Here is a 23,871-nt window from a genome sequence, read left to right on the forward strand (position 1 = left end):
CTTAGTTCAGGCGAGCGGATGGTGGCAAGCCGCGAACTGGCCTGGCGCGACCTCGCGCAACTCCGGTATCTCCGCGCTGCATCGCTGGTCCGCCCGTGGGCAGCGGGTGCGGAAGCGGCAACCGGACGGCGGCGCAATCGGCGATGGCGGCTCGCCGATCGCCACGCTCTCGGCGGGACGCACGTCCGGATCAGGCACCGGGATCGCCTCCAGCAGCAGCCCGGTATAGGGGTGCGCAGGCTTTGCGAACAACTGCTCGGACCGGCCGACCTCGCAGAGCCGGCCGAGATACATCACCGCGACGCGGTCGCTGACCGCTTTGACCACGGCGAGGTCGTGCGCGATGAACAGCAGCGTCAGGCCGAACCGCGCCTTCATCTCCTCCAGCAGATTGAGGATCTGCGCGCGGATGGAGACGTCGAGCGCCGACACCGGCTCGTCGCAGACGATGAACTCGGGGTTGAGCACGAGCGATCGCGCGATGCAGATGCGCTGGCACTGGCCGCCGGAGAATTCGTGCGGCAGCCGGCCCGCCACGAGATCGGGATCGAGCCCGACCGCAGAGAGCACGTCGTGAACACGCCGCTTGCGCTCGGCAGCATCCTTGACGCCGGCGATGATCAACGGCTCGGCGACGATGTCGCCAATGCGCCGCCGCGGATTGAGCGAGGCAATCGGGTCCTGGAAGATCAGCTGCACGCGGCGGCGCATTTTTCGCAGCGCCTCGCCTTCCATCGCGGAGAGGTCCTCGCCGTCGAACAGCACGCGGCCGGATTTGGCCCGGCGCAATTGCAGCACTGCACGGCCCAGCGTCGACTTGCCGCAGCCGGATTCGCCGACCAGCCCCAGCGTCTCGCCGCGCGCGACGTGAAGGCTGACGCCGGAGACCGCGTGCACCGTCTTGTTGCCGAGACCGTACTCGACGACGAGATTGTCGACATTCAGCAGCGGCTCATTCTGTACGGCAAGCTGCATCATGCGCCAATCCCTTCCGCCATCTGGATCGGGTGGAAGCAGGCATAGAGATGGCCGGGCATCTCGGCGCTCTTCAATTCGGGCTTGGCTTCGTGACAGCGCCCGGCAGCGTAGCGGCAGCGCTGCGCAAAGGAGCAGCCCTTGAGCGGTCGCGTCGGATCGGGCGGACGGCCGGAGATGGCGGGCAGCGGCGTGTGCGGCGCAGTCTCCAGCTTCGGGATCGCCGCCAGCAGCGCCTCGGTGTAGGGCATGTGCATGCGTTTGAAGAGCGCCTGCGTCGGCGCGCGTTCCACCACCCTGCCCGCATACATCACCGCGACCTCGTCGGCGCGGCCGGCAACCACGCCGAGATCGTGGGTGATGATGATCATCGCCATGTGGCGGCGGCGTTGCTCGCGCGCCAGCAGGTCGAGGATCTGCGCCTGGATGGTGACGTCGAGCGCCGTGGTCGGCTCGTCCGCGATCAGGAGTTTCGGCTCGCAGGATAGCGCGATCGCAATCGCGATGCGCTGGCGCATGCCGCCGGAACATTGATGCGGATATTGCGCGAGCCGCTGCTCCGGCGCGGGAATGCCGACGGCCGCGAGCAACTCGATGCTGCGTTTTCGCGCGGCCGGCGCATCGAGCTCGAGGTGCTCCTGGATCGTTTCCATCAACTGGGTGCCGATGGTCAGCACCGGATTGAGCGAGGTCATCGGGTCCTGGAACACCACCGCAAGGTCGCGCGCGCGCAGGCGTCGCAGGCTTTCAGGCGCGAGCCGCACCAGATCCTGGCCGTCGAACATGACGCGCCCGGAGAGCTTCGCCTTCTTCGGCAGCAGCTGGAGGATCGCCCGCGACAGCATGGTCTTGCCGCAGCCGGATTCACCGACGATGCCGAGCGTACGCCCCGCCTCCAGCGACAGATCGACATGATCGACGGCACGCAAGTTTCCGCGCGGGGTCGGCAGCTCGACCGCAACGTCCGCGATGGTCAAAAGCGGCGCGCTCACAACGCCCCCTGACGCGGGTCGGTCAGCGCCCGCATGGTGTCGCCGACGAGGTTGAACGCCAGCACGGTCAGGAACAATCCAGCCGCCGGCAGGAAGGCCAACCGCGGCGCGACGTCGAGGCTGTCGCGGCCCTCGCCGATCATGCTGCCCCAGCTCGCCATCGGCGGCGGCACGCCGAGCCCGAGGAAAGACAGCGCGCCCTCGACCACGATGGTGACGGCGACGCCGAGCAGGAAGAAGGCGAGCAGCGGCAGGATCACGTTCGGTAGCAGCTCGCGCAACAGGATGCGAGCGTGGCTCGCGCCCAGCGCCTCCGCCGCGATCACGAATTCACGTCGGGCCAATGTCAGCGTCGCCGCGCGCGCCACGCGCATGAAGGCGGGAATGCCGAGCACGCCGAGGATGATGGTCAGATTGGGAATGGACTGGCCGAGATAGGCGGTCACGGCAAGCGCGAAAACCAGCGGCGGAAAGGCCAGCAGCACATCCATGCTGCCGACCACCAGCGTCTCGAACCGGCCGCGGAAATAGCCGGCGAGCAGGCCCAGCGCGCCGCCGATACCAAGCCCGATCATTGGGGCGATCAGCCCCACGGTCAGCGACACGCGCGCGCCAAAAATCAACCGGGCAAACTCGTCGCGGCCGAGGCCGTCGGTGCCGAGCCAGTGCTCGCTCGAAAAGGCGGCACGGCGCTCCAGCATATCCATGTCGGTCGGATTCTGCAGCGGCAGAACCGGCGCGAGGATCGCTAGCGCAAGAATGATTGCGAGCCAGAGGCTCGCGATCCAGAACAGCAGTCCGAGCTTGCGCTTGCGCCGGACCGGTGCAGCTACCTCGTGCTGGATCGAAAGCTCAAGCGTGGCCATGGCGGATCCTCGGATCGAGCACAGCGTAGAGCATGTCGACGATGAAGTTGACGATGACGAAGCCGCAGGCGACCAGCAGCACCACGCCCTGGAGGATGACGAGGTCGCGGGTGTAGATCGCGCCGACCAGCAGCCGGCCGATGCCGGGCAGAGCGAAGATCGATTCCACGATCAACGTGCCGCCGAGCAGGCGGCCGATATTGATGCCGGTCACCGTCACCAGCGTCAGCGACGACGGTTTCAGCGCATGCACGAACAGGATACGCGAAGGCTTCAGGCCTTTGGCCTTGGCGAGTGCGATGTAGTCTTCCTGCAAGGTCGCGATCATGTCGGAGCGCAGCACCCGCATGATGCCCGGCCATTCCGCCAGTGCCAGCGTCAGCGCCGGCAGCACGAAGAAGCGCAAATTGGCCAACGGCTCCTCGGTAAACGGCACATAGCCGGTCGCCGGCAGCCAGCGCAGTTCGACCGCGAACAGATAGATCAGCAGGATCGCCAGCAGAAAGGACGGCATCGACAGCATCGCAAAAGCGCCGCCGGTCATGAAGCGATCGAACGCACCGCCGGCGCGCGCGGCGCAGGCGATCGCGAGGGGAATGCCGATCAGGAGCCCGATGAACTCGGCCATCAGCATCAGCTCGAGCGAGACCGGGATGCGCTCGGAGACCGCCTGCAGCACGGTCTGCCCGGTGCGGAACGAGCGGCCGAGATCGCCCTGCAGGACGTGGCCGAGCCAGCTCAGATATCGCCACCAGATTGGCTGATCCAGCCCCATGTCGTGGCGAAGCGCGGCAACTTTCTCTGGCGTCGCCTGATCGCCGAGAATGACATAGGCAAGATCGCCCGGCAGCAGCGAAGCGATCAGGAAGGTCAGCAACGAGACGGCGAGCAGGACCGGCACAACGTACAGGAAGCGGCGCGCAACGAAGGCGACCATGCGCAGGCTATTCCTTCCAGACGCGGGACACGTCGATCATCCCACTATACATCTTCGGCAGCCCTTTGAGGTTCGCGCTGGAGATTGCGTAATACGTGTTCTGAAAAGTCCAGAACCAGATCGCTTCCTTGTTGATCAGGCGCGTGGCCGCACAATAATCCTCGATGCGCTTGTCGACCTCGGCGGTCACACGCGCGTGCTCCAGAAGCTTGTCCAGCTCCGGGTTCGAGTAATTGGCCAGCGCGACCGGGCTGCCGGTGTGGAAGTTGGCGAACATCTGCGGGTCAGGATCGGCGAGGTCGACGATCCGCCATGGGATGAGCTGGAATTGCCGCATGAAGGCGCGCGGCGGAATCGTCGCCTGATCGACCTGATCGAGCTCCATGCTAGCGCCGACATTCTTCCAGAATTGCTGCAACACCTGGCCAACGATGCGGCCACGCGGCGTCGCCGTGACCACCGTCTTGAACTCGACCGGCTTGCCATACGCCTGAATCAGCGCCTTGGCCTTCGCCACATCGAACGGCAGCGCGCCGTCGTCCTTGCACTTGACCCATGAGCCGTCACCGTACGGGTTGCTCGCGGGCTTGGCGAGCCCGTTGGTGATCGCTTGCGACATCTTCTTGCGGTCGATCGCCATGACCAGCGCCTGCCGTACGCGGACGTCGTCGAACGGCGGGGTCTTGGTGTTGAAAGCGTAGGGCTGAGTGCCCGAGCCCGTGTAGCTGTGCACGGTCAGCTTCGGATCCTTTTGCGCCTTCTGAATGTTGTCGGCATCATACTCGTCGTCCCAGACGATGTCGGCTTCGCCCGACTGCAGGCTGGCGAAGCGCGACTGCGCGTCGGGCAGCGGCTTCAGAATGATGCGATCGAGATAGACCTTGTCCTTGTCCCAATAATCAGGGTTCTTCTCCAGGACCATGCGGTCGCCGGCGGTCCATGACTTCAGAACATAGGGTCCGGTACCGACAGGATTGCGGTTGTAGTCGTCACCTCTAGTCTTCCAGGCGGTCGGCGAGTGCACTGCGGCGTTCTGGTTGGGATAGGACACTAGCGTCGGATAATTCACCGAGGGATCGTTGAGATTGTAGACGACGGTCAGCTCGTCGGGCGCCTGAACGTTATTGACGGCAGCGATGTAGAATGCGCACCGGCACTTGTTGGCGGGATCCTTCTGCCGGTCGAAATTGGCCTTGTAGGCCTCGGCGTTGAACGGCGTCCCATCGTGGAACTTGACGCCGGGGCGCAGTTTGAACGTCCAGGTCTTGAAGTCGTCCGAATGCGTCCACGACAGCGCAAGCTTGGGCTGCGCCTCGCCCTTGTCGTCGAGATAGGTCAGCGTGTCGAAGATGGCGGCCGCCGGGGTGAGCACGGCCGCGTCGTAGACGCCAACCTTCAGCGGATCGAAACCGGGAACATCGAGCTCCAAGCCGACGGTGATGCTGCCGCCCGGCTTCTGCGCCTGCGCCGGATTCGCCAACGGAAGGAGCGCAAATGCCGCAACAAGGAAAATCGGCGCGCGCTTGCGCGCCGCGGCAGCAATGTTCGTCATGGTTCCTCCCGGGATCCTCGTCCGATGTTTCGGATCGCTGAATGACTTGGAGGCGAGCTTGGCGACAAATGCTCGCCACGGCAAGAGGAACACACGGGGTTCTATGCCGCATGCGCGCGGCGTGACGCACTCAGTTCATCGATTCTGTTTTGCCTGACGGAATTGGCGCCGCATCGCCGAGGCCGATTTCCTCACGCAGCTCGCGCGTATGCTCGCCGAGCACGGCCACGGTCTCGCCCGGCGTGGTGTCGGCGCCCGTCATCCGGAACGGCAGATTGATCACCCTAAACGAGCCGCCTCCATCCTCCACTGACGAGAGCGCCTGCCGGTGCGCCAGCTGCGGGTCGGCCAGAGCTTCCTTGATGGTGCGATAGGCCGAGGCCGGCACGCCGGCAGCGCTTAAATCCACAAGGCATGCGGCGGTCGTGAGACGCTTAGACCAAGCCTCGACGCCGTCCATCATGTCGGCCCAGTTTTCGCGCCGCGGAGCGTAGGAGGCGAAGCGCGAGTCGGGGATCCATTCGGGCCGGCCAATCACGCCCATCAAGGCCTGAAACGTCTTCTCGCTGGCGACCGTGATCATGACATAGCCGTCAGCAGTCTCGGTCGGTCCGAACATCGGGCGCGGCGGCGGCTTCACCGCGAATTGCGAGCTCTGCAGCTCGATCACCGTCAAGGTCAGCATCGATTCCAGCATGGAGACGTCGATGTGCTGGCCGAGCCCGGTCACGGTGCGCTGATAGAGCGCGGACGCGATCGCGCCGAAACCATATGTGCCGGTGACGACATCGGCATGGTAGATGCCACAATAGTCCGGACGGTTGCGGCCGGGCTGGTAGGCGAGATGCGCCATGTCGTAGCCGGAGGCGGCATGGATCACCGGCGCGTAGGCCGGCAGCTCGGCGGAGGGACCGGTCTGGCCATAGCCCGAGATCGAGCAATAGATCAGCCTGGGATTGACCGGGCGGAGGCTGCCATAGTCGAGCCGCAGCCGGCGCATCACGCCGGGACGAAAATTCTCGACCAGGATGTCCGATGTGGCGACCAGCCGGCGGACCGCCTCCCTGCCGTCCTCCGACTTGAGGTCGAGCACGACGCTCTTCTTGCCGACATTGAGCTGGCCGAACACGGTGCTGCAGCCTTTGCGCAACGGCGGCCGCGTCCGCATCGTCTCGCCGCCGTCGGTCTCGATCTTGATGACCTCGGCGCCCATATCTGCCAGCATCCGCGCGCAATGGGGGCCGGCAATCGTGGTCGAAAAATCCAGGACCCTGAGGCCCGCGAAGGCCTTTGTCGTCGTGTCTTCGTGCTTATCTGATAGCTGCATTCCCGGCCGCCCCTTAGGAACTATCATTGTTCCCTCTTGTTGGTGCGTCGACCGTAGTGGGCGGCAGCCGAGTAGGAAAGTCTTTACCGAACGAACGCGTCTCGTGGGTGGCTTGAGTTTTCCAGGGGCAACTGGACCCGATCTTGCATAGCAGCAATCGGGATCGGAAGAGGGCAATCGTTCTTGAGGGTCTTATTCGTCACCACGGAGATGGACGACTTCGTCCGCGTCGGCGGACTTGGTGCCGTTTCCGCTGCCCTCCCCCGAGCGCTCCGCCCCTTCGCCGATATCCGGATCATGCTGCCCGGCTATCGCGACATCATCGAGCAACTCACGCATATTCAGATTGTTGGCCGCTGCCCGGCGTTCGCGGAGATGCCGGCCTGCTCGCTCGGCCGGGCCGCCACCAAAGACGGCCTGCCCGTCTATGTGCTGTTGTGCTCCCAACTCTACGACCGGCCCGGCAATCCCTATGGCGACGAGTCCGGGCGCGACTGGCCGGACAACGATATCCGCTTCGCACGTTTTGCCTCGGCTGCGGCTGAGCTTGCCATGGGCAAGCTGGACAAGAATTGGGCAGCAGACCTGGTCCATGCCAATGACTGGCAGGCTTCGCTCGTGCCGGCCTACCTCGCCTGGCGCGGCGCCAAGCTGCCGTCGATCCTGACCATCCACAACCTCGCCTATCAGGGTCTCTTCCCGAAGGACTCGCTACGGCGGATCGGCGTCCCCGAAAGCTCCTTCCACATCGACGGCGTCGAGTTCTACGACCAGCTCTCCTTCCTCAAGGCCGGCCTCGTCTATGCCTCGCACCTCACCACCGTCAGCGGCACCTATGCGCGCGAGATCACGACGGAGGAATTCGGCTGCGGCATGGAGGGCCTGCTGCGCGTCCGCTCCGAAGCGTCCGAGCTCACCGGCATCCTCAACGGCATCGACGAGAGCTGGGACCCGCGCTCCTGCGCCCAGCTCGCGCAACAATTCGGCGCCGGCGACTGGGTCGGCAAGAAGGCCAATGCGGATTACGTGCGCAAGCAGTTTGGCCTCGCAGTCTCGCGCGGGCCGATGTTCGCGATCGTCGCCCGCCTCGTGCACCAAAAGGGCATCGACCTCGTGCTGTCGGCCGCCGACGAGATCGTCGACGCCGGCGGGCAGATCGTTGTCACCGGCTCCGGCGAGCCCGCGCTCGAGCAGGCGCTGATCGACGCGCATCGCCGCCGGCCCGACGCCATCGGCGTCACCATCGGCTTCAACGAAGCCCAGGCCAGGCGCATTTTTGCCGGCAGCGATTTCACATTGATGCCGTCGCGGTTCGAGCCGTGCGGCTTGAGCCAGATGTACGCCCAGCGCTTCGGCTCACTGCCGATCGGCCACCAGACCGGCGGCCTTGCCGAAACCATCACCGACGGCGAGACCGGCTTCCTGTTCTCGAGGCCCTCGCACGAGTCTTTATTGGGCGGCGTCCGCCGTGCCTTCTCCGCGTTCATGGCCCAGGACCAGCTCGACACCATGCGCCGCAGCGCGATGGGGCGGTCGTTCTCCTGGAGCATCTCGGCTGGAATCTACAGCGCGCTGTATCGGAAGCTGGCGGCGGTGTGAGGGCCGAGGCGCTCCCGCGTACTCCGTCATTGCGAGCGGAGCAAAGCAATCCAGACTATCTCCGCGGTGGCAGTCTGGATTGCTTCGTCGCAAGTGCTCCTCGCAATGACGGCGTTTGTGGCAACCACCTGACTCTCACCCCTTCCCACGCGCATCCATCTGCGGCCGGCCGATCCAGGCGCGGTTGAGGCAGCGGGTCATCCAGTCGGGCTGCAGCTCGCCACGGAGCCGCGCCTGCGCTTCCTGATAGGGGCCGACGTAGCGCAGGCGATCCGGCAATCTCGGATAGACGCGCCTGATCCATCTCAGCGCATTGTCGGCGGCTCTCTTGTCGCGCTCATCAAGCTCAAACCCAAAGCCCGCGCGCAGGCGTTCCGGCAGCAGGCTCGCCGTCAGCGCGCGATACCATCGCGGCGGCCGCAGCCACGGACGCGCGCCGCCAAAGATCTGCGCGGCGATCTCGCGGGCGGCCGGGCTGACGGTCAGCGTGTCCGACTGCGCCATCGCATCGGTGTAGGCTACAAAGCCCGCCCAGTCCGCCGGCAGATCATCGCCCGTCAGTCCGAACAGCGCGCCAAACGTCCGGCTCTCGGTCCAGTAACGCTCGCGCTCGTCCGCCGCGAGCGGTGGCAGGACCAGATCGTGCGCCATCAACGCGGTCTCGGCCAGCGTGGCGTGAACCCAGCGCAGCGACGGGATGTCGTTGGCGCAGTAGCGCGAGCCGGCCGCGAAGGGACCGACGGTCTCCGGCATCTCGCCGACGATCATGGAATGGCGCCGGTGCAGTTGCCGCGACGACAGCAAGGCCCGGTCGAGCGAGCCGAACACCATGGCGAAGACGATGTCGAAGGTGCGATGAAAACGCCCGATCGGATCGGCCAGGGTTTTGGAATGCTCGGCGATGGCTGCCGCGACCCAGGGATGCGCGAGTTGAAGCAGCAGCGCACGGCCGGCACCAAGAAAGATGACGGCCTCCCGGTCGATCCGCCAGGTCACCGTGTCAGGGCCGAACACGCCGGGCACCGGTCCCGCCGCATGGGCACGGACCTGATCGAGAGCCAACTCCAGATGGTTCCCGGTCACCACTTGCAGCGCCTTTCGCTTGCGGACGACAGCCGACGATCCACAAGGCCTGTGGCAATTCCATGAAGCGAGCGGCGCCCTGTGGGGCTATTCCGCAGCCAGCGGCATCTCGTCGATATGCTCGTGCAGCACCACGCCCGACAGCGGATCGAATTCGCCGATCCACGGCGCGCGCGCCAGCACCGACCTTGTATGCGCGTAACCGGCGTCCCAGCGCTGCACGATGCCGGACGGGCTGAAATCGATGTCCTTGGTATGGGTCTCGCGATCGAGCTGCGGTGCCAGCAACCGCACCACGTGCATGCGCGTCGAGCAGCCATAGCCGATCAGATCCCTCACCGCGGGATCATCGCGCGCGCTTTCGGGCAACCGTGCCGCAAGCTCGTTGATGACGTGGCGCAACCGATGGGCCTGCTGCTGGCGCTCGATCTGGCTCGCGATCCTGCTGGAATATTGCACATCCTTGTGCCGGGTCAGCACCTCGCCCATCGTCGTCGGCTCGGCGCCGACGGGATTCCACAGATGCACGGAGAAGATCAGCGAGTTCCGGCGCGGATTGTCGTCGAACACGGCCTCCGTCGGCGAGTTCGAGAGAATGCCCCCGTCCCAATAGAGCTCGCCGTCGATACGCACCGCCGGGAAGGCCGGCGGCAGCGCACCCGAGGCCATGACGTGCTTCACCGTCAGCTCACCATCGCGGCTGTCGAAATAGCGCATCTGGCTGGTGCCGACATGGGCCGCACCAACCGTGAGACGCGGTGCGCCGCTGTTGGCGAGGTCGAAATCGACGAGGTCGCGCAGCGTGGTCTCCAGCGGCGCGGTCGAATAATAGCCGGCGCGATCGGCGCCGAGCGGATAGGACTCGCCGGCATGCGCCAGTGAATTGGGCTGGAAGAAGCCGGGAATGCCGCCCGTGACGGTCGACCAATAGGCAAGCTTGTCGTCAAAGCCGGGAATGCCGGTCGGCAGGGGCCAGACCGGCTTCTGCTCCATCCGCTTCCAGAATTCCTTCAGGCGCGCGAGCCGGCTCTCCGGCGCGTTGCCTGCGATCAGGCTTGCATTGATCGCGCCGATCGAGGTGCCGATGACCCAGTCCGGCTCGATGCCAGCCTCGTGCAGCGCCTGGTAGACGCCCGCCTGATAGGAGCCGAGCGCACCGCCGCCTTGCAGCACCAGCACGATTTGTCCCGGCAGGTCGTTGGGCCTGCACGCCCCGGTACTACCCTGCATGCTCGTCGCACTCCTGCTCCAGAGAGCCAGCCTGACTCTTCTTCGCAAAATCCTGCGGCATTGTTACGCCCGGCGACCGTCGGCCGTCCAGCGACCATCGTCCGGATGGGGGTACGGATGACGGCGGAACCGGCGGAGCGTTAACGCTTTGCTGGCGCGTCCTGCGGCGGCGGCTCGTCGTCGGCGATGGCGCGCCATGCCGCGCCGTCGAGATCGTCGTACTGGCCGCTGCGGAGCGACCACAGGAAGGCGGCGAGGCCGGCGAGCCCGAGCATCAGCGCCAGCGGCACCAGGAAGACCAGGATCTCCATCACACGACCTCCCGCGCGCGGCTGCGGGCCCGCAGCGAGTTCAGCATCACCAGGATCGAGGATCCGCTCATGGCGGCCGCCGCAATCAGAGGCGTCACCACGCCGCTGATTGCGACCGGTACGGCCAGCACGTTGTAACCGATCGCGAGCCAGAGATTTTGCCGCATCAGGTGCAGCGCCTTGCGCGCGGAATCGATCGCCGCCACGACCGGGGCCAGCGGCCGGCCGAGGAAGACGAGATCGGCAGTGGCCTGGCTGAGATGCGCGGCCGAGATCGGCGACATCGAGACGTGGGCCGCCGCCAGCGACGGCGCATCGTTCATGCCGTCGCCGACCATCAGCACCTTTGCACCGCGCCCCTTCAGCTCCTCGATCCGCGCGATCTTGTCGGCCGGGGTCACGCCGGCGCGCCACTCGGCAATGCCGAGCGCATGGGCTGCAGCGATCACCGCAGGCTCGCGGTCGCCGGACAGGATCTCGATGCCGATGTGGCGATCCTTCAGCGCCGCAATCACCGCCTGCGCATCCGGACGCAGGCCCTGCCGCACCGAGAGGATGAACTTTTCGGCTCCCTTGCTGAACGCCACGACGGAGGCCTCGGGATCGAGACCGGCGACCGCCAATGCCTCGGCGCCGCAGAAGGACGGCCGGCCGAGCCGGATCTGGACGCCGTCGACCACGGCACGCACGCCCTGCCCGGCTTCTTCGACCGCACCGACAATCGGCGACCTCGTGCCCGCGGCCTGCGCAACCGCGGCGGCGACGGGATGATGGCTCGACAGCGCGAGGCGGCCGGCGAGTTCGAAAATATCGGCGGGGATATCGGCCGCATTGGTCACGTCGAGATCGGGCAGCGTCAGCGTGCCGGTCTTGTCGAAGATGACGTGGTCGGCCTCGGCCAGACGCTCGATGGCATGGCCGGAATTGAGCAGCACGCCGGACCTGAACATCGCGCCCGAAGCCACCGTCTGCACGGTCGGAATCGCAAGCCCGAGCGCACAGGGACAAGTGATGATCAGCACGGCAACGCCGGTGACAACAGCATCATGCCAGCCCGCGCCCGCGATGACCCAGCCCAGAATGGTGATCAGCGCGGTTGCATGCACCACCGGCGCATAGAGCCGCGCAGCGCGGTCGGCGAGCCGCATGTAGCGTGAGCGGGCCTGCAGCGCGTTGTCCAGGAGCCGCGTGATCTCGGCGAGCAGCGTCGCCTCCGACGCCGCCGAGACCCGCACCCGCAACGTGCCGGAGATATTCATCGAGCCCGCATAGACCGGCGCGCCCTGCTCGGCTGTGACATAAAGCGTCTCGCCGGTGATCAGGCTCTGGTCGATCTCGGAACGCCCCTCGATCACGGTGCCGTCGACCGCGCAGCGCTCGCCGGGCCGCAGCAGCACGATGTCGCCGGGATGGATCGCGGCGACCGGTACCTGCGAGATCTCATCGGGCCCGACGAATTTGGCGGCGGTCTCCGCTTTCAGCGCCGCGAGATTACCCGCGACCGCGCGGGTCCGCCGCCGCATGTTCTGGTCGAGGAAGCGGCCGACCAGCAAAAAAGTCAGCAGCATGATCGCCGCGTCGAAATAGGCGTGTTCGGCGTGATTGACGGTCTCGACCACGGACATGCCGAGCGCGAGGCACACGCCGATCGAGATCGGCACGTCCATGTTGGTGGTCTTGTTCGACAACGCGCGCCAGGCCGAGCGGAAGAACGGCCGGCCGGCATAGGCCGCCGCCGGCAGCGCGATCAGCGCCGACAGCCAGTGGAAGAAATCGCGCTGCTCAGGCAGCATGTCCGAGACGTTACCCGACCACACCGGGATCGACAGCATCATCACGTTCATGGTGGCGAACGCGGCGACGCCGAGGCAGCGCAGCAGGAAGCGCGATTCCGCGACCTCGGTCGCCTCCGCGCTCTCGGTCTCGTAAGGATAGGCCTTGTAGCCGAGCTCCCCGAGCCGGTCGATGAAGCTGGCAGGATCGAGCGTGCCCTCTTTCCATTCCAGCGCGACGCGGCGGTCGGTGAGGTTCACCCGCGCCAGCGTGACGTCCGGAATAGCGGACAGGCCGCGTTCGATCTTGGCCATGCAGCCGGCGCAGTGGACGCCCTCGACCGCGAGATCGATGTGCTGGAAGCCTGCGCCCGCGGCGCGGACATAGTGCGAGAAATCGCGCGTGACCAGCATGACGAAACCTCAGTTCAGGATCACGCGGTTGCGCGACAGGAACACTCGCTCGCCCTTGGCACCGCCTTCGATGACGAGATCCCACTGGCCCGGCGCGACGGACGCGGCATTGCCGCGATAGATGCCGAGGCCGGCCTCCGCGAGCTCGACGGCGAGGTCAGCGCGCTTGTCGGTCGGCCGCTCCAGGCGGCCTGCGAATTTCAATCCGGACACCGGCTGGCCCGCCGCATCGCGCGCCTCGACCTGAAGCACGGCATTGCCATCGGCGCGCCGCTCGATATGCGCACTCACCTTCCATTTGCGAGCGGCCTGGTCCTGAGCCGCCGAGATCTCGCGGTCGTAAGTGAGGCCCGCGGCATAGGGGCTGTCGACGTCAGTGCCGGGCAAAGTCGCGATCGCGAGCTTCATCATGGTGACGTTGACACCGATCACGACGCCAAAGAAAGCGACCAGAATCAGGAACACTTTGGTTCCGGTCAGCGGCCTGGTGGCCATGGCGATCTCCTGGTGTTACGGCGCGACGAAATTGTCGGTGGTGTTGGCGACCTCGCCGAGCCCGATATCGGTGACGTGGAAGTGCACGGGGATCGATTTCTCCGGGTTGCTCTCGGCCGGCGCGGTGACGAGCAGGCGAAGCTCGCTGGTCGAATCGCGCGGGATCACGATCATCGGCCTATCAGGCGTCACGGAATCGACGCCGACGACATGCGTGGTCAGATTGACCGGACCCTCCGCGTCGATCGCGACGACGCGGTCATAACCGCTCTTGTTGAGCAGTCGCACCGTATAGGCGTTGCGGATCGAGCCGTCGCTCAGCTTGACCGCGACCGGATTGCGATCGTGCAGCACGTTGACGTCGAGCAGGCTGCGGGTCGCGAGCACGTAGAGCATGATGCCGCCGACGGCCGCGATGATCGCGCCATAAGCGACGGTACGGGCGCGGACGATACGATAGATCGGCGCCTTGCCTTCCCGGCGGCGCTGGATGTTGATGTCGTTGTCATAGCCGATCAACCGCTTCGGCCGGCCGATCTTGGTCATGACGTTGTCGCAGGCGTCGATGCAGAGCCCGCACTGGATGCACTCGAGCTGCGGCCCGTTGCGGATGTCGATGCCGGTCGGGCAGACCGCGACGCATTGATAGCAGTCGACGCAGTCGCCGACTGGCTGCCCAAGCGCGCGCAGCTCCGCGGCCTTCTTCACCGAAGTGCGCTTCTCGCCGCGATCGTAGCGGTAGGTGACATTGAGCGCCCATTCGTCGGTGAGCGCGGCCTGGATGCGTGGCCACGGGCACATATAGGTGCAGACCTGCTCGCGCATGAAGCCGGCAAGCACATAGGTCGTCGCCGTCAGGATGCCGATCCAGATATAGGCGATCATCGGCGCCTCGAAGGTCAGAAGCTCCTTCACTAGCGTCGGCGCATCGTTGAAATAGAGCACCCAGGCGCCGCCGGTCCACCAGGCGATCATCAGCCAGATCGCATGCTTGAGGGCGATCTCGGAGACGCGCTTGAGCGTCAGCCCGCTGCCCGACTTGTCCCTGCGCATCCGCTCGCGGCGATCGCCTTCGACGAAGCGTTCGACGGCGTAGAACAAATCGGTCCAGACCGTCTGCGGGCAGAGATAGCCGCACCAGATGCGGCCGCCGACCGAGTTCATCAGGAACAGCGCCACCGCGGCGACGATCAGCAGACCCGTGAAGTAATAGATCTCCTGCGGCCACAGCTCGATGAAAAAGAAATAGAAGCGGCTGTTGGGAAGATCGATCAGCACCGCCTGGCTGGGGGCGCCGAGGCCGCGGTTCCAGCGCACGAAGGGCAGGAGGTAATAGACGCCGAGGCAGAACGCCATCAGGCCCCATTTGATCCGTCGGAATGTGCCGGAGATGCTCTGGGGATACACCTTCTTCTGGGCCACATAGAGCGGTCCGTCATCGTCGTCCGATGTGAGCTCGTTCGGGTTCACGGTCTTGTTCATCGCGTTAGAACTTCTCGAAGTGGCGCGATTAAACCTAGACCCGACGCCGCGGCGTCGATTGATCCAGCTCAAACGGAGGCGCTTTTGTTCGCCCCCGTTTCTCGATTATTTTCCACCGCCCAGTGAGTGGACGTAGACCGCCATCGCCTTGATGGTGGAAGGATCAAGCCGTCCTTCCCAGGCCGGCATGACGCCGGCGCGGCCCTGGCCGATGGTCTCGATCAGGGTTGCCTCATCCGAACCGTAGAGCCAGATCTTGTCGGTCAAATTGGGCGCGCCGAGTTCCTGGTTGCCCTTGCCGCCGTCGCCATGGCAGGCGACGCAATTGTCCGCAAAGATCTTCTCGCCCTTGGCAGCATCAAAACCCTTCCGCGCCGGGAGGCCCGACAGCGAGCGCACGTAGTTGGCGACCGTGACGATCTCGTCGCCCTTCAGCACGCCGTCCTTGCCGAACGCGAGCATCTGGCCTTCATGAGCCTTGGCGTGGCCGGAGCGTGCGCCGAACTGGATGGTCTGCATGATCTGGTCGAGCGTGCCGCCCCACAGCCAGTCGTCGTCGTTCAGGTTCGGAAAGCCCTTGGCGCCGGCGCCGCCGGAGCCGTGGCACGGCGCGCAATTGTCGCCGAACACGGTCTTGCCCTTGGCGCGGGCGAGCGCCAGCAAGGCCGGGTCCCTCTCGATGTCCGCGAGCGGCGCCGCCGCCAACGCCGCCATCTTCTCACCGCGGACAGCCTCGAGATTGGCGAGCTCCACCGCGACGCTGGCGCGCGTCGAATAGCCGAACAGCCCGGTCGTATTGCTCGATATCAGCGGCCAGGCCGGATAGACGATCCAGTAGCCTATCGACCAGACGATGGTGAGGTAGAAGGAGATCACCCACCAGCGCGGCAGTGGCGTGTTGAGCTCCTTGATACCGTCCCACTCGTGCCCGGTCGTGGACCTGCCCGAGACGGAATCGAATTCGCCATGATGATCGGTCATGATGTCTTACTCCTCCCGCAAAGGCAGACTGGCCGCCTCGTCGAACGCGGCCTTGTTACGGGGCCAGAACGCGTAGGCGATGATCGCGAGAAAGATCGCGACGAAGACTGGCGTCCAGATCGTGGTCACGAGGCCGGACGCGAGATTGTCGAGTGTCAGGATGGCTTTCATCGGTGATGCCTTCTCAGCGAAGATTGGCTTTCTCGCTGTAGAGCTTGAAGTCGACCAGCGTTCCGAGCATCTGCAGGTACGCGATCAGTGCGTCCATCTCGGTCGGTGTGCCGCTCTTGCCGTCGAAGTTACGCACGGCGGCCTTGGCGTAGCGCTTGGTGAAGGCGTCGGTACCGGCATTGTCCGGATCGGCCTGGGCCTTCATGTCGGCAGCCGCGTTGGCGATCTGGTCGTCGGTGTAGGGAACGCCGACCGTCCGCAACGTGCGCATGTGGTCGGCGATCGTGTCCGGATCGACTTCGATTGAGCTAAGGAAGGGATAACCCGGCATCACCGATTGCGGCACGATCGCGCGCGGATTGGTCAGATGGGTGACGTGCCAGTCGTCGGAATACTTTGCGCCGACGCGGGCGAGATCGGGACCGGTGCGCTTCGAGCCCCACTGGAATGGGTGGTCGAACATGCTCTCGGCGGCGAGCGAGAAGTGGCCGTAGCGCTCGACCTCGTCGCGCAAGGGACGGATCATCTGCGAATGGCAGAGATAGCAGCCCTCGCGGACATAGATGTTGCGCCCGGCCAGCTCCAGCGGCGTGTAGGGCCGCACGCCGTCGACCACCTCGATCGTGCTCTTGAGGTAGAACAGCGGCGTGATCTCGACGAGGCCGCCGATCGCAATCACCAGCAGAATGCCGACGATCAGGATGATCGAGTTCTTTTCGAAGATTTGGTGGCGTGTCCAGAACGACATGGGAAGCTCCTCACTCCGCCGGCTGAAGAGCGACGGGCATCTGGACTTCCTGCTCGCCGACGCGAACGGTCATCCAGAGATTATAGGCCATGATCAGCGCGCCGATCAGGAACAGCGCGCCGCCGGCAGCACGGATGACGTAGAAGGGATGCATCGCCTCGACGGACTCGATGAAGGAATATTCGAGGAAGCCGAGCGAGGTGTAGGCACGCCACATCAAGCCCTGAAGGATTCCGGACACCCACATCGCGGAGATGTAGAGGACGATGCCGAGGGTCGCGATCCAGAAGTGCCAGTTGACGAGCTTCAGGCTGTAGAGGCCCTTGCGATTCCAGATCCACGGCACCAGGCAATACAGCGCGCCGAAGGAGACGAAGCCGACCCAGCCGAGCGCGCCGGAATGCACGTGGCCGATGGTCCAGTCGGTGTAGTGGCTAAGCGAATTGACCACCTTGATCGACATCATCGGACCTTCGAAGGTCGACATGCCGTAGAAGGCGACCGAGACGACGAGCATGCGCAGCACAGGATCGGTGCGCAGCTTGTCCCAGGCGCCCGACAGCGTCATCAGGCCGTTGATCATGCCGCCCCAGGACGGCATCCACAGCATGATCGAGAAGGTCATGCCGAGCGTCTGCGTCCAGTCCGGCAGCGCCGTGTAATGCAGATGGTGCGGGCCGGCCCAGATGTAGAGGAAGATCAGTGCCCAGAAATGGATGATCGAGAGCCGGTAGGAATAGATCGGCCGCTCCGCCCGCTTCGGAATGAAGTAGTACATGATGGCGAGGAAGCCGGCGGTGAGGAAGAAGCCGACCGCGTTGTGGCCGTACCACCATTGGAACATGGCATCCTGGATGCCGCCCCAGGCGATGTAGGATTTCGAGCCGAAGAACGACACTGGCAGCGCGGGATTGTTGCCGAGATGCAGAACCGCGATCGTCACGATGAAGGCGAGATAGAACCAGTTCGCGACGAAGATGTGCGGTTCCTTGCGCTTGATGATGGTGCCGAGGAAGACCAGCAGATAAGTGACCCAGACGATGGTCAGCCAGAGATCGGCATACCATTCCGGCTCGGCATATTCCTTGGACTGGGTGACGCCGAGCAGATAGCCGGTGCCGGCGATGAGGATGAAATAATTGTAGCCGAGCACGACGAACCAGGGAGCGAGGTCGCCGGCGAGCCGCGCGCGGCAGGACTTCTGCACGACGTAGAAGGAGGTGCCGATCAGCACGTTGCCGCCGAAGGCGAAGATCACCGCGGAGGTGTGCAGGGGCCGCAAGCGCCCGAATTGAATCCAGGGCAGATCGAAGTTCAGCGCGGGCCAGGCCAGCTGCGACGCGATGATGAGCCCGACCAGGAAGCCTGCGATGCCCCAGAACATCGCGATGGCGGCCGTGAACTTGATCGGGCCCATATTGTAGTTGGGACGACCGTTGATCTCCGCGGGCGGCAGCCTCGCCGGGCGATCGTAGTAGCGGTTGATGATGAAGAACACCGCGGCCAGGCTCGCGGCTGCGCTCAGCCCGGTGTGGAAGGCGAAGGGCGCGTCGAGCGCCTTGGCCGAGGCAATCAGGCACAGGAAGGCCGCGACCGCGAAGACGAGCGCCAGACCGCTTTCGCCTGTCGTCATGGTTTTGGAGATGGAGGGCTGGGGCATCGCGGATTCTCTCTGAAAGAACACGCCGCCAGAAACCACATTCACCCTCGCGAGGAATTGATTGAAATCAAGCCGGGAGACTTTCCGCACGTCATTGCGAGGCGCTCTCGCGACGAAGCAATCCAGGATCTCTCCATAGCGACAGTCTGGATTGCTTCGATTCGCTCGCAATGACGGAGGCTGCAACTCTACCGCTCAGATTCGTAGGGTGGGCAAAGGCGCAACGCGCCGTGCCCACGATCTCTCTACGTATCCCAAAGATGGTAGGCACGCTTCGCTTTGATTTGCCCACCCTACGGCACCGCCTCACTCGCTCGCGGTCGCCTTCAGCGCCGCGATGACGTCCTCGCGCGCGACGATTCCGACCAGCTTCTCCGCACTATCGAGCACGATGATGCTCCGGATCCGATGCTCGACCATGATCTGGAGCACGCGCGTCAGCCGCGTGTCGGGGCTGACATAGATGAACTCCGGCGTCATGACGTCGCCGACCTTGCGGCTCATCAGGTCGCGATAGCGCGGCAGCATCTGGCTCGGCGAGAACGCAAAGCATTTCAGGATGTCGAATTTCGTGACGATGCCGACGATTTGCCCGTCATCCTCGACCGGATAGGAGTTGAAGTCGTCCTGCTCGAACATCTCGCTGAGCGCGAGCACATCATGGTCGCGCTGCACCGTCCTGACGTTCCGGGTCATGTAGCCGTCGACGGTCTGCTCAAGGAATTTGTACACGGCGCGTCCTCATCGCTTGTTTCTATGCTCGAGGCCGTCAGTGCGACAGCAGCACGCAGCGGGCGGCTTGCGTGACCAGAGATTGAGTGACGCCGCCGAGAATCAGCTCGCGGAAGCGGGAATGACCGTAGGCACCGGCGACGATCAGGCCGGCACCGACATCATCAGCGATCCTTTCCAACTGCACGGCGGCAGACTCACTGCCTGCGGCCTCCGGAACACGCGCTGTAGCGGTAACGCCGTGCCGGGCGAGCCAGGCCGCGATGTCGCTGACATGTGCCATCACCGCCGCGCGGTCATCGCCCTCCTCCGGAATCTCGACGACGGCGACGTCCTTCGCCTTGCGCAGCAACGGCAGCGCGTCCGCCACCGCCCGCCGCGCCTCGGGCGTGTCCTTCCAGGCCACCAGCACGCTACGCAGGTCGAGCCAGTTGATCCCGTCAGGCACGAACAGCAGCGGCCGGCCGGCCTGCATCACCAGATCCCTGGGACTTACCAGTGAAAAGGCATCGGAGAAGACCGGACTCTGCCCCCCGCTGACGATGATGTCGGCGCAACGCGCCTGCTCCAGGACATATCGTGCGGGAAAATCCGTGGCGCTGCGCCATTCAAGGCGCCCACCGCGGTTCCTGCCCGCGCCGCGGAATTCCGCCTCCAGATCGGCCAGGCACCGTTTGACGGAATCCTCCTCCTGATCGATCAGGCGCTGGGCCTCGGCACCATCGGTGAAAAAAAGCGGCGGCGCGAACTTTGCCGCGGCGACTCCGACGAGTGCAGCCTCGAAGCGTTCGGCGAGTTCGCCGGCGACCCGAAGGCGCGCATTGTTGGGTTGATCGAGCGCGAGGCTGACCATCACGGTCGCATATGTCATGGCGATTCTCCGAACGGCAATGAATTGGGAGAAATCTAGCCTCGCCGTGGCAAGGCAGGATGAGGTAGATCAAACCGCCGGGGCCGTGGGCCGGGAAATCCACCAATGGAATCAGAGATCCGAACTTGCCTCCGGCCCGCCCTTGGGCGAGATTGTCGACACATTCGCAGCACTCGGCCCGCCGCAACAGAATGGGAGCCCTTACTTGTCGCCGACCCGCGTGACGCATCCGCCAGACGATCATCGCGGCGAGCATTTCCGGGTCCGGATCGAAGGGTTCGGCGTCGGCACCTGGGATCTCGACCTCACGACGCGCGAACTGGAATGGTCGGAAACCGCGCGGATACTGCTCGGCGTCGAGCGCGGCCAGCCTGCGAGCTACGACCTTCTCCTGTCGCGTCTCGAGCCCGACGACCGCGCACGCGTCGAGGACGCGATCCGCGAGGTCTCCGAGCGCGGCGGCGGCTTCGACGTCTCTTTCAGGATTGCCGGGACCTCCGACCTGGGCAAATGGATCAGGGCCCGCGCAGGCCTGATCAGGGATGATGCCGGCGCCGCGCGTCATCTCAGTGGAATTTTCCTCGACATCAACGAGGAGAAGCAGGTCGAGGAAGCCCTGCGCACACGCGAGATCCACCTCCGCTCCATCCTGCACACGATCCCCGACGCCATGATCGTCATCGACGGTCGCGGCATCATGCAACTGTTCAGCACGGCCGCGGAACGCCTGTTCGGCTGGTCCGAGCAGGAGGCGATCGGCCAGAACGTCAGCATCCTGATGCCGGAGCCGGACCGCACCCGCCACGACGGCTACATCGCGCGCTATCGCTCGACCAACGATCCGCACATCATCGGCATCGGCCGCATCGTCACCGGCAAGCGCCGCGACGGCACCACCTTCCCGATGCATCTGTCGATCGGCGAGATGCAGTCCGGCGGCGAACCCTATTTCACCGGCTTCGTCCGCGACCTCACCGAGCATCAGAAGACCCAGGCGAGGCTCCAGGAATTGCAGTCCGAACTCGTCCATGTCTCGCGGCTGACCGCGATGGGCGAGATGGCCTCCGCGCTCGCCCACGAGATCAACCAGCCGCTGGCGGCGATCAGCAATTACATGAAGGGCTCGCGGCGGCTGCTCGCCGGCAGCACCGATCCCAACACGACGAAAATCGAGAGCGCGCTCGATCGTGCCTCGGAACAGGCGCTGCGCGCCGGCCAGATCATCCGGCGGCTGCGCGACTTCGTCTCCCGCGGCGAATCCGAGAAGCGGGTCGAGAGCCTGTCGAAGCTGATCGAGGAGGCCGGCGCGCTCGGTCTTGCCGGCGCGCGCGAACAGAACGTGCAGCTCCGCTTCAGTCTCGATCCCAACGCCGACCTCGTCCTCGCCGACCGGGTGCAGATCCAGCAGGTGCTGGTCAATCTGTTCCGCAATGCGCTGGAGGCGATGGCGCAATCGCCGCGACGCGAACTCGTCGTCACGAACAGGCGCATCACCGACGACATGATAGAGGTCGCGGTGTCGGACACCGGATCCGGCTTCCAGGACGACATCATTCCAAACCTGTTTCAGACCTTCTTCACCACCAAGGAGACCGGCATGGGCGTGGGATTGTCGATCAGCCGCTCGATCATCGAAGCTCACGGCGGCCGCATGGTGGCCGAGAGCAACGCTTCGGGCGGCGCGACATTCCGCTTCACCTTGCCAGCAGCGGACGAAAGCTGATCAATGACGACCAAGGGACATGTTTACGTCATCGACGACGACGAAGCGATGCGGGACTCGCTCAACTTCCTGCTGGATTCTACCGGCTTCGGCGTCACTCTGTTCGACGACGCGCAAAGCTTTCTCGACACCCTGCCCCGGCTCGCCTTCGGCTGTGTCGTCTCCGACATCAGGATGCCGGGCCTCGACGGCATCGAGCTGTTGAAACAGCTGAAGGCCCGGCACTCGCCGTTTCCAATCCTGATCATGACCGGCCACGGCGACGTGCCGCTCGCGGTGGAGGCGATGAAGCTCGGCGCCGTCGACTTCCTCGAAAAGCCGTTCGAGGACGACCGCCTCACCGCCATGATCGAGACCGCCCTCCGCCAGGCGGAGCCGGCGGCCAGGAGCGAGGCCGTGGCCCAGGACATCGTCGCCCGCGTCGCCTCCCTGAGCCCCAGGGAACGCCAGGTCATGGAAGGGCTGATCGCGGGCCTCTCCAACAAGCTGATCGCCCGCGACTACGACATCAGCCCGCGTACCATCGAGGTGTACCGCGCCAATGTCATGACCAAGATGCAGGCGGGTAGCCTGTCGGAACTGGTGCGGCTGGCGATGCGGGCCGGCATGCTGAAGGATTGAGGCAAGCAAATTTGAGGCAAGCACATTTGAGGCAGGTCAAACCGGTCCCCTCCGGCTGTGCTACGCGATCGGAATGATCGAGATCGGCTCGCACCATCAGCGGCTGCCAATGGCGTCACCCGCACAGCCCGTCGTCTACGTGGTCGACGACGACGATGCCGTGCTGGGTTCGCTGCGCTTCCTGCTGGAAACCGACGGCTTCGCGGTGCGTACCTTCCGGAACGCCACCGCGCTGCTCAACGCGACAAGCCCTCCCGGCGCCGACTGCTACGTGATCGACTACAAGATGCCTGATATCAACGGCATTGAGCTCGCCGAGCGCTTGCGCCAGTCCGACGTCGGCACCCCGGTGATCCTGATCACCGGCTATCCCGACCGCAACATCTCGGCCCGGGCCGCGGCCGCAGGCGTGAAAGACGTGATCTTGAAGCCGCTGCTCGACGAAAACCTGATCAAGCGCATCCGCCACGCCATTCAGGGCAGCCACGGGAATTGACCTACGGGATTCTACGTAAGGGGCCCCCCTTAAGATATCGCGCGAAATTTTCGAAGCGCCCGAACCCGCGTACCAAAGCGCCATCACAACGGAGATGGCGCAGATGCTGACCCAGACGCTCAACACCCAGGCGATCAATACGCAAGTTCGCGGCAAGATTGCCCCGGCCCATCCCGTCTCCGACCAGTTCGGCGCGATCACCGGTCAGGTCGGGCTGGTCGCGACCGAGTTCTCTTATCGCAAGGACGAGGAGATCTATGGCGAGGACGAGCCGGCGGAATATGTCTACCAGGTCGTCTCCGGCGCAGTCCGCACCTACAAGCTTCTCTCCGACGGCCGCCGCCAGATCGGCGCTTTCCACCTTCCCGGCGACGTGTTCGGCCTCGAATCCGGCGCCACCCACCGCCTCGCCGCCGAAGCCATCATCGACACCAACGTACGCCTGGTGAAGCGGGCGAGCCTCGAGAAGGCCGCCGGCACCGACGTGCAGGTCGCTCGCAAGCTCTGGGCCATGACCGCCGGCGAGTTGCGCCACGCCGAGGACCACATGCTGCTGCTCGGCCGCAAGACCGCGATGGAGCGGGTTGCGACCTTCCTGCTGGAAATGGATCGCCGCCTCGCGGTAGCCGGCATGATGGCGCTGCCGATGTGCCGTCGCGACATCGGCGACTATCTCGGCCTGACGCTCGAGACCGTGTCGCGGGCGCTGTCGCAGCTTCACGCCCAGGGCATTCTTGGTTTCTCCGGCGCCCGCCAGATCGTGCTGCGCAACCGTCAACGCCTGCACAATCTCGACGCCTGATCGTTTTGTCTTCCCCCACTTGGAGCCGGCT

Annotated in this window: 23 protein-coding genes; 5 read left to right on the forward strand and 18 right to left on the reverse strand. The window is 64.9% G+C overall.

Annotated elements, in window-relative coordinates; translation table 11 throughout:
- Positions 1-6: 6 nt before the first annotated feature.
- From K3F49_RS14115 to K3F49_RS14140, 6 genes are all read right to left on the reverse strand, one after another.
- Entirely contained in the window at positions 7-978 is a 972-nt protein-coding gene (locus tag K3F49_RS14115) for an ABC transporter ATP-binding protein (protein ID WP_234681551.1), read from the reverse strand.
- Positions 975-1,967, reverse strand: a complete 993-nt coding sequence (locus tag K3F49_RS14120; RefSeq protein ID WP_234681552.1) for an ABC transporter ATP-binding protein — start codon at positions 1,965-1,967, stop codon at positions 975-977. The genes K3F49_RS14115 and K3F49_RS14120 overlap by 4 nt, the downstream gene beginning before the upstream one ends.
- On the reverse strand, positions 1,964-2,833 hold the full coding sequence (locus K3F49_RS14125) for an ABC transporter permease (RefSeq protein WP_234681553.1): 870 nt from the start codon (positions 2,831-2,833) through the stop codon (positions 1,964-1,966). Before K3F49_RS14125 ends, K3F49_RS14120 begins: the two co-directional genes overlap by 4 nt.
- Positions 2,820-3,770, reverse strand: coding sequence for an ABC transporter permease (locus tag K3F49_RS14130; RefSeq protein WP_234681554.1), 951 nt, complete (start codon positions 3,768-3,770; stop codon positions 2,820-2,822). Before K3F49_RS14130 ends, K3F49_RS14125 begins: the two co-directional genes overlap by 14 nt.
- Before the next feature lie 7 nt (positions 3,771-3,777).
- The gene (locus tag K3F49_RS14135; protein WP_234681555.1) at positions 3,778-5,322 is read right to left on the reverse strand and encodes an ABC transporter substrate-binding protein; all 1,545 of its coding nucleotides are present in this window, start codon (positions 5,320-5,322) and stop codon (positions 3,778-3,780) included.
- 130 nt (positions 5,323-5,452) lie between these two features.
- Positions 5,453-6,649, reverse strand: a complete 1,197-nt coding sequence (locus tag K3F49_RS14140) for a CaiB/BaiF CoA transferase family protein (RefSeq protein ID WP_234681556.1) — start codon at positions 6,647-6,649, stop codon at positions 5,453-5,455.
- Positions 6,650-6,832: 183 nt separating this feature from the next.
- Here K3F49_RS14140 and glgA point away from each other — a divergent pair, with 183 nt between their 5' ends.
- A complete protein-coding gene (glgA, locus tag K3F49_RS14145; RefSeq protein WP_234681557.1) occupies positions 6,833-8,248 on the forward strand; it encodes a glycogen synthase GlgA in 1,416 nt (471 codons plus the stop codon).
- 135 nt (positions 8,249-8,383) lie between these two features.
- Here glgA and K3F49_RS14150 read toward each other — a convergent pair whose 3' ends face one another.
- The 12 genes from K3F49_RS14150 to K3F49_RS14205 form a co-directional block, all read right to left on the reverse strand.
- Entirely contained in the window at positions 8,384-9,334 is a 951-nt protein-coding gene (locus K3F49_RS14150; RefSeq protein ID WP_234681558.1) for an oxygenase MpaB family protein, read from the reverse strand.
- An 84-nt stretch (positions 9,335-9,418) separates the two neighbouring features.
- Positions 9,419-10,561, reverse strand: a complete 1,143-nt coding sequence (locus K3F49_RS14155; protein ID WP_234681559.1) for a patatin-like phospholipase family protein — start codon at positions 10,559-10,561, stop codon at positions 9,419-9,421.
- 140 nt (positions 10,562-10,701) lie between these two features.
- A complete protein-coding gene (gene ccoS / locus K3F49_RS14160; protein WP_234681560.1) occupies positions 10,702-10,872 on the reverse strand; it encodes a cbb3-type cytochrome oxidase assembly protein CcoS in 171 nt (56 codons plus the stop codon).
- On the reverse strand, positions 10,872-13,058 hold the full coding sequence (locus K3F49_RS14165) for a cation-translocating P-type ATPase (RefSeq protein WP_234681561.1): 2,187 nt from the start codon (positions 13,056-13,058) through the stop codon (positions 10,872-10,874). The genes ccoS and K3F49_RS14165 overlap by 1 nt, the downstream gene beginning before the upstream one ends.
- 9 nt (positions 13,059-13,067) lie before the next feature.
- Positions 13,068-13,553 carry a FixH family protein gene (locus K3F49_RS14170; RefSeq protein WP_234681562.1) on the reverse strand — a complete coding sequence of 162 codons (486 nt, stop codon included), beginning with the start codon at positions 13,551-13,553 and terminating at the stop codon, positions 13,068-13,070.
- Between the two features lie 15 nt (positions 13,554-13,568).
- Entirely contained in the window at positions 13,569-15,035 is a 1,467-nt protein-coding gene (gene ccoG / locus K3F49_RS14175) for a cytochrome c oxidase accessory protein CcoG (RefSeq protein ID WP_234681563.1), read from the reverse strand.
- A gap of 105 nt (positions 15,036-15,140) precedes the next feature.
- The gene (gene ccoP, locus K3F49_RS14180; RefSeq protein WP_234681564.1) at positions 15,141-16,016 is read right to left on the reverse strand and encodes a cytochrome-c oxidase, cbb3-type subunit III; all 876 of its coding nucleotides are present in this window, start codon (positions 16,014-16,016) and stop codon (positions 15,141-15,143) included.
- Positions 16,017-16,022: 6 nt separating this feature from the next.
- Positions 16,023-16,187, reverse strand: a complete 165-nt coding sequence (locus K3F49_RS14185) for a CcoQ/FixQ family Cbb3-type cytochrome c oxidase assembly chaperone (RefSeq protein WP_027528922.1) — start codon at positions 16,185-16,187, stop codon at positions 16,023-16,025.
- A gap of 13 nt (positions 16,188-16,200) precedes the next feature.
- On the reverse strand, positions 16,201-16,935 hold the full coding sequence (gene ccoO, locus K3F49_RS14190) for a cytochrome-c oxidase, cbb3-type subunit II (RefSeq protein ID WP_234681565.1): 735 nt from the start codon (positions 16,933-16,935) through the stop codon (positions 16,201-16,203).
- A gap of 10 nt (positions 16,936-16,945) precedes the next feature.
- Complete coding sequence (gene ccoN, locus K3F49_RS14195) at positions 16,946-18,595, reverse strand: cytochrome-c oxidase, cbb3-type subunit I (protein ID WP_234681566.1); 1,650 nt, start codon at positions 18,593-18,595, stop codon at positions 16,946-16,948.
- Positions 18,596-18,901: 306 nt separating this feature from the next.
- Positions 18,902-19,327 (reverse strand): CBS domain-containing protein, encoded by a 426-nt coding sequence (locus tag K3F49_RS14200; protein ID WP_234681567.1) that lies wholly within the window; start codon positions 19,325-19,327, stop codon positions 18,902-18,904.
- 37 nt (positions 19,328-19,364) lie between these two features.
- Complete coding sequence (locus tag K3F49_RS14205; protein ID WP_234681568.1) at positions 19,365-20,198, reverse strand: universal stress protein; 834 nt, start codon at positions 20,196-20,198, stop codon at positions 19,365-19,367.
- A gap of 205 nt (positions 20,199-20,403) precedes the next feature.
- Here K3F49_RS14205 and fixL point away from each other — a divergent pair, with 205 nt between their 5' ends.
- The 4 genes from fixL (at position 20,404) to K3F49_RS14225 (ending at position 23,840) form a co-directional block, all read left to right on the forward strand.
- Entirely contained in the window at positions 20,404-21,921 is a 1,518-nt protein-coding gene (gene fixL / locus K3F49_RS14210; RefSeq protein ID WP_234681569.1) for a sensor protein FixL, read from the forward strand.
- A 3-nt stretch (positions 21,922-21,924) separates the two neighbouring features.
- Complete coding sequence (gene fixJ, locus K3F49_RS14215) at positions 21,925-22,542, forward strand: response regulator FixJ (RefSeq protein ID WP_234681570.1); 618 nt, start codon at positions 21,925-21,927, stop codon at positions 22,540-22,542.
- Between the two features lie 73 nt (positions 22,543-22,615).
- On the forward strand, positions 22,616-23,038 hold the full coding sequence (locus K3F49_RS14220; RefSeq protein ID WP_234681571.1) for a response regulator: 423 nt from the start codon (positions 22,616-22,618) through the stop codon (positions 23,036-23,038).
- A gap of 103 nt (positions 23,039-23,141) precedes the next feature.
- Complete coding sequence (locus K3F49_RS14225; RefSeq protein ID WP_234681572.1) at positions 23,142-23,840, forward strand: helix-turn-helix domain-containing protein; 699 nt, start codon at positions 23,142-23,144, stop codon at positions 23,838-23,840.
- Positions 23,841-23,871 lie beyond the last annotated feature (31 nt).

Source organism: Bradyrhizobium monzae (assembly GCF_021458635.1).
In the GTDB taxonomy this organism is placed as follows: Bacteria; Pseudomonadota; Alphaproteobacteria; order Rhizobiales; family Xanthobacteraceae; genus Bradyrhizobium.